11 protein-coding genes and 1 pseudogene are annotated in these 8,147 nt (G+C 73.9%); 5 read left to right on the plus strand and 7 right to left on the minus strand.

All coding sequences use genetic code 11. The features are described from left to right. Nucleotides 1–10: 10 nt before the first annotated feature. Both ABD352_RS00455 and ABD352_RS00460 read right to left on the minus strand, forming a co-directional pair. Nucleotides 11–565, minus strand: a complete 555-nt coding sequence (locus tag ABD352_RS00455) for a peptide deformylase (RefSeq protein ID WP_344610138.1) — start codon at nucleotides 563–565, stop codon at nucleotides 11–13. Beyond that, entirely contained in the window at nucleotides 555–1,676 is a 1,122-nt protein-coding gene (locus ABD352_RS00460) for a helix-turn-helix transcriptional regulator (protein WP_344610139.1), read from the minus strand. The genes ABD352_RS00455 and ABD352_RS00460 overlap by 11 nt, the downstream gene beginning before the upstream one ends. Between ABD352_RS00460 and ABD352_RS00465 the strand changes: the two genes are divergently transcribed. After that, the gene (locus ABD352_RS00465; RefSeq protein WP_344610140.1) at nucleotides 1,643–1,840 is read left to right on the plus strand and encodes a hypothetical protein; all 198 of its coding nucleotides are present in this window, start codon (nucleotides 1,643–1,645) and stop codon (nucleotides 1,838–1,840) included. The two genes, ABD352_RS00460 and ABD352_RS00465, sit on opposite strands and share 34 nt — an antisense overlap. A 16-nt stretch (nucleotides 1,841–1,856) precedes the next feature. Here ABD352_RS00465 and ABD352_RS00470 read toward each other — a convergent pair whose 3' ends face one another. The 3 genes from ABD352_RS00470 to ABD352_RS00480 form a co-directional block, all read right to left on the minus strand. Then, on the minus strand, nucleotides 1,857–2,018 hold the full coding sequence (locus ABD352_RS00470) for a hypothetical protein (protein ID WP_344610141.1): 162 nt from the start codon (nucleotides 2,016–2,018) through the stop codon (nucleotides 1,857–1,859). A 91-nt stretch (nucleotides 2,019–2,109) separates the two neighbouring features. Next, entirely contained in the window at nucleotides 2,110–3,225 is a 1,116-nt protein-coding gene (locus ABD352_RS00475) for a sensor histidine kinase (protein ID WP_344610142.1), read from the minus strand. 2 nt (nucleotides 3,226–3,227) lie between these two features. Then, nucleotides 3,228–3,881 (minus strand): response regulator transcription factor, encoded by a 654-nt coding sequence (locus ABD352_RS00480; protein WP_344610143.1) that lies wholly within the window; start codon nucleotides 3,879–3,881, stop codon nucleotides 3,228–3,230. A gap of 111 nt (nucleotides 3,882–3,992) precedes the next feature. Between ABD352_RS00480 and ABD352_RS00485 the strand changes: the two genes are divergently transcribed. The 3 genes from ABD352_RS00485 to ABD352_RS00495 are packed head-to-tail and all read left to right on the plus strand — an operon-like array spanning nucleotide 3,993 to nucleotide 6,659. Beyond that, nucleotides 3,993–4,844, plus strand: a complete 852-nt coding sequence (locus tag ABD352_RS00485; RefSeq protein WP_344610144.1) for an ABC transporter ATP-binding protein — start codon at nucleotides 3,993–3,995, stop codon at nucleotides 4,842–4,844. Continuing rightward, on the plus strand, nucleotides 4,841–5,833 hold the full coding sequence (locus ABD352_RS00490; RefSeq protein ID WP_344610145.1) for an ABC transporter permease subunit: 993 nt from the start codon (nucleotides 4,841–4,843) through the stop codon (nucleotides 5,831–5,833). The genes ABD352_RS00485 and ABD352_RS00490 overlap by 4 nt, the downstream gene beginning before the upstream one ends. Before the next feature lie 37 nt (nucleotides 5,834–5,870). Continuing rightward, nucleotides 5,871–6,659, plus strand: a complete 789-nt coding sequence (locus tag ABD352_RS00495; protein ID WP_344610146.1) for an alpha/beta fold hydrolase — start codon at nucleotides 5,871–5,873, stop codon at nucleotides 6,657–6,659. A gap of 13 nt (nucleotides 6,660–6,672) precedes the next feature. On the opposite strand, the pseudogene ABD352_RS00500 reads toward ABD352_RS00495, so the two are convergent. Further along, nucleotides 6,673–6,780, minus strand: a pseudogene (locus ABD352_RS00500) (DNA-binding response regulator); the annotation flags it as partial. Between the two features lie 35 nt (nucleotides 6,781–6,815). On the opposite strand from ABD352_RS00500, the gene ABD352_RS00505 reads away from it, so the two are divergent. Next, the gene (locus tag ABD352_RS00505; protein WP_344610147.1) at nucleotides 6,816–7,121 is read left to right on the plus strand and encodes a hypothetical protein; all 306 of its coding nucleotides are present in this window, start codon (nucleotides 6,816–6,818) and stop codon (nucleotides 7,119–7,121) included. Nucleotides 7,122–7,127: 6 nt separating this feature from the next. On the opposite strand, the gene ABD352_RS00510 is transcribed toward ABD352_RS00505, so the two are convergent. Next, the coding region (locus ABD352_RS00510) for a transketolase family protein (RefSeq protein ID WP_344610148.1) at nucleotides 7,128–8,147 on the minus strand (1,020 nt) is incomplete at its 5' end.

Consider the following 8,147-nt stretch of genomic DNA (forward strand, 5'->3'; position numbering starts at 1 on the left):
GCAGGACACCTCAGACGACGTATGCCGAGGGGCGCCCGCGCTCGGCGTGGTCCAGGCACAGCACCCCGCCCAGGTGGTCGATCTCGTGCAGCACGTCGCGGGCGAGGCGCCCCTCGTCGAAGACCGTCTCCCGCGGTTCGCCGATCGGGGTCCGGTACCGCACGACGATCCGCTTCGGCCGCCGCAGCAGACATCGGAAGTCGAAGAAGCTCAGGCAGCCCTCCGTCGTCTCCTCCCACTCCCCCGGGTCGGCCGGCGAGGCCTCGGCCACGACGGGGTTGACGAGGACGATCTGCGGCGCGTTCGCCGGCCGGAACAGCGCCAGGGCGACGGGCTCGCCGATCTGCGGCGCGGCGAGACCCATCGCGCCGGCGCTGAAGGTGTGCGCGCGCAACACGGCGTCGGCGACGCCGGACAGCCGCTGCAGCACCCGGGCCGCCTCCCGCTCGTCGCCCGGGAAGCGCAGCTCGCGGGCGGGCGTGGTGAGCCTCGGGTCGCCGAGCTGCAGGATGCCGAGCGCGGCCATCACCTCGCTGGGCCGCCGCCGCCCATCGTCAGGACGCATCGGCGAACCGCCATTCGAAGCGGTACCGGTCGTGCGCGCTCAGGTCCGTCGCCGACCACGACCAGACGGCCCAGTCCTGCTGCGGGGCCGACTCGAAGTGCGGCGTGACCCGCTCGGCCGGGTGCAGGTCCGCCCGCCCGGCGGTGAGCTGCTGCACCCACACCCGGGTGTTGAGCCGCCGGGGAAAGCGCAGTTCCACCTCCAGCCGCCCGGTGTCGTACTTGAGGTGCCGCTGGTACCACGGCCCCCACAGCGGATCGGGCACGGTGTAGGTGTGCCCGATGACGGCGCGGTCCCCCGGGTGCAGCGGCAGCGGCTCGCGGTGGTCGACCGACCGGAACAGGATCCAGCCCTCGACCACGGTGTCGGTGATCAACTGGTCGGCCCGGTGCATGAGCTCGGTCCCCCGCTCGCCCCGCTCCCCGGACTGCAGCCACAGCTCGAGGTCCTCGAGGCTGGACGCGTGCCAGGCGTGGAAGTCCAGGTCCTCCCAGACGATGGGGTGGCGCCGGTGGTGCTCCCGCGAGCGGGCGGCGTCGTTCGGGAACGCGTCGACGTGCACGCGGATCGGGAAGGCGTTGATCGCCTCCTCGCCACGGTTCTCGATCTCGCGCATGACGGTGAGGTCGTAGCTCGTCTCGCGGCGGGCCAGCAGCGTGCGCTCCCGCACCACCCGCATGCTGCGCGGCCCGGACGGGGCGGGCTCGGGGGCGCTACGGGGCGCGGGGGCCGTGTCGAGCCGGGTGCGCCGCTCCTCGTACTGCTGCCAGTCGCTCAGGATCTTGCCGCCCGCCCGCAGCACGATGTCGGCCCGGCGGGCGAAGCGGGCGGTCGGCTTCATGGAGCCGGCCTCGACCTTCGCGACCGTGGTCCGGTGGCACGGGATCTGCCTGGCCAGCGCGTCCTGCGACAGCCCGGATCCCACGCGGAGCTCCCGGACGGACCTTCCGAAGGCGCGCCGCGCCGATTCGAGATCGCTCCCCTCGGTCTCCACCCACCCAGTGTGAATGATGGAGAGCGTGGTGTGAACGCAATGTGGCCTGGTGTCACCAACCGGTCGCGGCGTTGCCTCGAAGCATGCAGAACTCACGAAACGACCGCCGCCGCACATTGCTGCACGTCGCTGTCCGGCTCTTGGTCGTCGCCGCCGCCGTCACCGCCGGCGTCACGGCCGGCCTGCACACCGGCGCGCAGACGCCGATCACCATCGGCGTGCTCACCGCCATCGCACTCAACGAGGTGCTCAAGTCGCCGGGCGACGGCCCGCGGCCATGAGCCGGCCGCGGGCCACCTACTGACGGATCTCCATCTCGGCCACGGCGTCGCCGTCGAAGCGGTACACGTGCGTGACCATCTGATCGGCGATCACACTCCCGCCCGTGTCCCGCACCACCTGATGCACGGCCACGGCGACCCGCCCGTCGGGTTCGTGCTCGTACCCGACGGGCACCACGCTCGGATCGATCTCGGCCCACTGCCGCCGCCAGTACGCGGCGACGGCCTCCCGCCCGCGGACCGTGCCGCCCTCCCACTCCGGGCCCGGCTCAGGACGGCTCGGGGAACAGCACCTCGATGCTCAGCCCGCCGCCCGCCCGGGCGTAGGCGCTGAGCTGCGCGCCGTGGGCGATCGCGATGGCTCGCACGATGGACAGCCCGAGCCCGTGGTGCCCGTCGTCGGCGACCCGATGCAGGCGCTGGAAGGGCTCGAAGAGGCGCTCGACCTGGTCGACCGGCACCACCGGCCCGGTGTTGGCCACGACGAGCCGCGCGCGGCCGTCGGTCGTGCGCGTGCCGACCTCGATCGTCCCGCCGGGCGCGTTGTAGTGCACCGCGTTGTCGCACAGGTTGGCCACGAGCCGGGCCACCAGCACGGGATCGCCGACCAGCCGGGCCGGGCGCAGCGCGACCTCGGTGGTGAGGTCGTGCCGCGCGATGTCGGCGGACCGGTCGCGCAGGGCCGCGTCGACCAGGGCGTCCAGGTCCACGAGCTCGCCGCCGTCGCGGGCCGACTCGGTGGCCGTGAGCGTCAGCAACGATTCGAGCAGCTGCGCCCGGTGCCGGTTCACCGCCAGCAGTTGTTCGAAGTTGGCGCGGTACGACTCGATCGAAGCCTCGCGGTCGATGAGCGGCTCCTCCAGCAGGGCGTGCTCGACCGTGAGCGGCGTGCGCAGCTCGTGCGCGGCGTTGGCCACGAACCGCCGGTGCCCGTCGATCGCCGTCTCCAGCCGGCCGAGCAGCCCGTCGATGGTGTCGGCCAGGTCCTTGAACTCGTCGCGCGGCCCGGGCAGGGCGAGGCGCTCGTGGACGTTGCGGCCCGAGATGCGCTGCAGGGCGCCGGTCATGGTGCGCACCGGGCGGAGCATGCGGCCGGCGATGTACCAGCCGAAGCCCAGCGACAACGGGACCATGAGGATCAGCGCGATGCCGGGCACGAGCAGCGTCCGGCCGTCGGGGTCGCCGCGGATGTGCTCCACGGGCAGGCCGGTCGCGCGGGCGGGCGGCTCCGGCCGGACCGGCGGGGCGAGGGTGCCGCGCGGCGCGGGGGCGTCGACGCCGACCTTGACGGCGGAGGCGAGGGCGAGCAGGACGATCCCGGAGATGAGGGTGACGACGCAGTACAGCAGCGTCAGCCGCCACCGCAGACGGTTGGACGGGCGCATGGTCAGATCCGGTACCCGGCCCGCGCGACCGTCTCGATGAGGGGCGGGTCGCCGAGCTTGGCCCGCAGCCGGTTCACGGTGGCCTTGACGGTGGTGGTGAACGGGTCGGCGGCCTCGTCCCAGACCCGGTCCAGCAGCTCCTCGGCGGAGATGACCCGGCCCCGCCCGGCGAGCAGATACTCCAGCACGGCGAACTCCTTGGGGCTCAGCGGCAGCCGGGCGCCGGCCCGGGCGGCGACCCGCTGGGCCGGGTCCAGGCGCAGGTCGCCGTGGACGAGCACGGGCGGGACCGCCGGGCGGGTGCGCCGGCCGACCGCCCGGACTCTGGCGATGAGCTCGGCGTAGGCGAACGGCTTGGGCAGGTAGTCGTCGGCGCCGAGGCCCAGGCCCTCGACCCGCTGGGCGACGGTGCCGGAGGCGGTGAGCATGAGCACCCGGCTGGGCGACTCGCGGGCCACGAGGGTCCGGCACACCTCGTCGCCGTGCACGTCGGGCAGGTCCCGGTCGAGCACCACGACGTCGTACTCGACGACGCCGGTGCGCTCGAGCGCGGCCCCGCCGTCGTAGGCGACGTCGACGGCCATGCCCTCGCGGCGCAGCACCCGCGCGACCGAGTCGGCGAGCTGCCGCTGATCCTCGACCACCAGCACCCTCATCGCGCCGACAGTAGCCGCAACGCGGTCACAGACCGGTCACAACGGCGCGGACCGTGCTGTGACCGCCCGGGGGCTAGAACTTTGGCCGAAGCCTCCAGACGGGAGAGACACATGACGCCAGTCATCGAGACGGCGCAGCTGAGCAAACGGTACCGCCACAAAACCGCCCTCGCCGACTGCACCATCGCGGTGCCGGCGGGCCGGATCGTCGGCCTGGTCGGCCCGAACGGCGCCGGCAAGTCCACCCTGCTGAGCCTCACCTGCGGGCTGCTCGCCCCGACGTCCGGGCGCATCGAGGTGCTGGGCGGCCGGCCGGCGGCGGGCGCGGCCCAGCTGGCCCGGGTCGGGTTCGTCGCCCAGGACGCCCCGGTGTACGCCGGCCTGTCCGTCGCCGACCACCTGCGCCTCGGCGCGCGGCTCAACCCGCGCTGGGACGCCGCCCTGGCCAACCGCCGCATCGATCGGCTCGGCCTGGACCCGGCGCAGAAGGCCGGGCGGCTCTCGGGCGGGCAGCGGGCCCAGCTCGCCCTGACCGTCGCCGCGGCCAAGCGCGGCGAGCTGCTCATCCTCGACGAGCCGGTGGCCTCGCTCGACCCGATCGCCCGCCGCGCGTTCCTGCACGACCTGCTGGAGTTCGTGGCGGAGCTCGGAGTGAGCGTCGTGCTCTCTTCGCACCTGCTCGGCGACCTGGCGCAGGTGTGCGACCACCTCATCGTGCTGGCCGGCGGGCGGGTGCAGGTGGCCGGGGACGTGGCCGACCTCCTCGCCGTGCACCACCGGCTGACCGGCGACGGCGCCGCCCTCGACGCGCTGCCCGCCGGGGCGCGGGTCGTGCACACCGAACGGACCACGCTCGGCGGCCACGCGATCGTGCGCTGCGACGGGCCGATCCCCGGCGCGCAGCGCGCCGACCTCGAGGACGTGGGGCTGGCCTACATGATGGCGACGGAGGCACACCGATGATCTGGCTGACCTGGCGGCAATTCCGCACCCAGGCCCTCGTCGCGGTGGTCGCGCTGGCCGCGCTCGCGGCGTACCTGCTGTTCCTCGGCGTGCGCATGCGGCACGACTACACGACCGACGTGCTCAACTGCCTGCCCTCTGACTGCAGTACCACCCGGAGGCTCTTCAACAACCGCTACGAGGGCCAGGTCACGGCGATCGGCGCGCTGCTGCTGGCCGTCCCGGGGCTGATCGGCGCCTTCTGGGGCGCCCCGCTGATCGCCCGCGAGCTGGAGACGAAGACCGACCGCCTGGTCTGGAACCAGAGCGTCACCCGGGGACGCTGGCTCCTGGTGAAGCTGGTGGTGATGGGCCTGGCCGCGATCGCCGTCACCGGCCTGTTCAGCCTCCTGCTCACCTGGAGCGCGAGCCGCTACGACCAGTACGCCGGCCAGCGCTTCGCCGCGATGAGCTTCGCCGCCCGCAACGTCGTCCCGCTGGGCTACGCCGCGTTCGCGTTCGTGCTCGGCGTCGTCGCCGGCCTGCTGGTGCGCCGTACCGTGCCGGCCATGGCCGTCGTCGTCGGCGTCTTCGCCGTGGTCCAGCTCGCCGTGCCGACCCTGGTGCGCGCGCACCTCATGTCGCCGGTGACCACCACGGTCCAGTTCGACGCCTCGGTGATGCCGCACTCCGACGGCTTCGGCATCAACCCGACCGGCGCGCGGATCATCGGCTACACCATGCCCGGCGCCTGGTCGATGTCGTCGTTCAGCGACGTGCTGAACGCCGACGGGTCGCCGTACACGAGCACCCAGGCCCGCCAGTGCATGACCGGCGAGCCCGACAAGGACTTCGAGTGCATGGCCGGCCAGCATTTGCGGTTCGCGTACTCGTACCAGCCCGGCAGCAGATACTGGCCGTTCCAGTGGATCGAGCTGTCGGCGTACCTGGTCCTGGCCGGCCTGCTGTCGGCCTTCGCCTTCCTCTGGATTCGCCGCCGTACCGCCTGATCCGCACCGGGGCTGCGGGCAAGGGCCCGGCTGCGGCATGATCGGCGCGGACGGCGGGGAGGTCGCGGTGCAGCGGTACGTCGAGGTCGGCGGGGTGCGCACGTGGTACGACGAGCGCGGCACGGGCGATCCGGTGGTGCTGCTGCACGGCGCGATCGTCGACTCGCGCTGCTTCGACGGCAACCTGGACGCGCTGGCCGGCTCGTTCCGGCTGTACCTGCCGGAGCGGCGCGGGCACGGGCACACCGCGGACCCGGGCGGCCCGCTCAGCCCGCAGCTGATGGCCGCGGACACGATCGAGTTCCTGCGGACGGTGCTGGGCGGGCCCGCGGCGCTGGTCGGCTACAGCGCCGGGGCGGTGGTGGCGCTGCTGGCCGCGCTGGCCCGCCCGGACCTGGTGTCCCGGCTGGTGCTGATCAGCGGCGCGTTCCACCAGGACGGCGTGCTGCTGCCGCCCGCCTCGCCCGCGGACATCCCGCAGGTCATCTACGACCAGCACGCCGAGGTGTCGCCGCACGGACCCGGGCACCTGACCTCGGTCATCGAGCGGATCGTCGCCGCGGCCGAGGCGGGCGACCTGGCGCTGAGCGCGGCCGAGCTGCGGGCGGTGGGTTGCCGGACGCTGGTGCTCACCGGCGACGACGACGCCGTCTCCCTGGAGCACACGCTGGAGCTCTACCGCGGGCTGCCCGACGCCGAGCTCGCCGTGGTGCCGGGCGCCACGCACACGCTGCTGATCGAGAAGCCGCAGCTGTGCACCGGCCTGGTCGCGGCGTTCCTCGGCGGGCCGCCGGTTGCGACGCACATGCCGATCCGCCGGGCGTGAGGGCTCGGGTCAGGCGCGTCTCGGTCGGCGCGAGCAGCGCCTCGCCGGCCGCGACGACCCGGACCGCGTCGAAGAGCCGCTCGGCGGTGAGGTCCTTGAGCAGGAAGCCGCTGGCTCCCGCGCCGCACGGTCACCATCGCCGGCCTGCCGCCGGCCGTGGAGGTGGGCCCGTTCGTCGCCTCGCCGACTGGCACCGCGATCGTCCAGCGGCAGTTCGGCAGCCTCCGCGAGGGCCGGTACCCGACATCGACCCGGGCGGTCTTCGAGCGCCCGACGCTCGAACCGCGGTGGCTGCGGCGCATCGACCGGGTCGCGCCGATGTCCGCCGGCCTGAGGATCCAGGCGACGACCGCCCTGGGCTCGCTGACGACCGGCCCGTGGCAAGGCCTCGGCGTGCTCGCCCTGTGGGCCGCCGGCGTCCTGCTCGCCGGGTTCCTGACACTGCGGCTCCGCGACGCTTGACCGCCCTCACTTCCGTGCGGGCGCGGCATGCAGGCGCCGGGCGGCCTCGGCGATGTGGTCGGCGTCGATGCCGGCCCAGGCCAGGAGTTCCTCGCTCGTGCCGGAGCCGGGCATGTCGCGCACGGCGAGGTGGGTGACGTGCAGGCCGGTGATGCCGCCGGTGACGAGGCTGTCGATGACGGCGGAGCCGAGGCCGCCCTCGGGGTGGTGGTCCTCGGCGATGACGATCCGCCCGCCGGTGGCGGCGGCCGCGGCGGCCAGGGTGGCGGCGTCGATGGGCTTGACGGAGTAGGCGTCGATGACACGGGCGGGGATGCCTTCCCCGGCGAGAGTGTCGGCGGCGGCGAGGCAGGCGTGCAGGGTGACGCCGGCTCCGACGAGGGTGACCCGGTCGTGGTCGCTCGCCCGCAGGGTCTTGGAGCCGCCGATCGGGAACGTCTCCCCGGCGGGGTACAGCACCGGGTAGCCGCCGCGGGTGGTGCGCAGGTAGCTGATGCCCCGGATGGTGGCCATGGCGTCGGTGAGGGCGACGGTGCTGGTGGCGTCGGCAGGGTAGAGCACGGTCGACCCGTGCACCGCCCGGAACATGGCGAGGTCCTCGAAGGCCATCTGGGACGGGCCGTCGGCGCCGATCTCGAGGCCGGCGTGGGAGCCGGACAGGCGCAGGTCGACACCGCTGACGGCGCCCATGCGGATGAAGTCGTAGGCGCGGGTGAGGAAGGCGGCGAAGGTCGACGCGTAGGGCCGGTAGCCGCGCACGGCCAGGCCGGTGGCTGCGGCGATGAGCTGCTGTTCGGCGATGAACATCTCGAAGTACCGGTCGGGGTACGCGCGGGCGAACTCGAACGCGTAGGTGGAGTTGCTGACCTCGCCGTCGAGGGCGACGACGCGCGGGTCGCGGGCGCCGAGGGCGACCAGGGCGTCGCCATAGGCCTTGCGGGTGGCGACCTTCGCGCCGAGTTCGTACCGGACCGGCGCCGGCGGCTCGGCGGGCCGCGCGGTGGCCGCCCGTGTCGCGCCGGCGGC

Origin of the sequence: Dactylosporangium salmoneum (assembly GCF_039532525.1) — a bacterium.
GTDB classification, from domain to species: Bacteria; Actinomycetota; Actinomycetes; order Mycobacteriales; family Micromonosporaceae; genus Dactylosporangium; species Dactylosporangium salmoneum.

Bases quoted from the DNA above. Each gene is read 5' to 3' on its own strand.
- ABD352_RS00465 (WP_344610140.1), top strand. From the start codon at position 1,643: ATGCAGAACTCACGAAACGACCGCCGCCGCACATTGCTGCACGTCGCT.
- ABD352_RS00460 (WP_344610139.1), bottom strand. From the start codon at position 1,676: ATGTGCGGCGGCGGTCGTTTCGTGAGTTCTGCATGCTTCGAGGCAACG.
- ABD352_RS00480 (WP_344610143.1), bottom strand. From the start codon at position 3,881: ATGAGGGTGCTGGTGGTCGAGGATCAGCGGCAGCTCGCCGACTCGGTC.
- ABD352_RS00475 (WP_344610142.1), bottom strand. From the start codon at position 3,225: ATGCGCCCGTCCAACCGTCTGCGGTGGCGGCTGACGCTGCTGTACTGC.
- ABD352_RS00495 (WP_344610146.1), top strand. From the start codon at position 5,871: ATGATCGGCGCGGACGGCGGGGAGGTCGCGGTGCAGCGGTACGTCGAG.
- ABD352_RS00485 (WP_344610144.1), top strand. From the start codon at position 3,993: ATGACGCCAGTCATCGAGACGGCGCAGCTGAGCAAACGGTACCGCCAC.
- ABD352_RS00455 (WP_344610138.1), bottom strand. From the start codon at position 565: ATGCGTCCTGACGATGGGCGGCGGCGGCCCAGCGAGGTGATGGCCGCG.
- ABD352_RS00490 (WP_344610145.1), top strand. From the start codon at position 4,841: ATGATCTGGCTGACCTGGCGGCAATTCCGCACCCAGGCCCTCGTCGCG.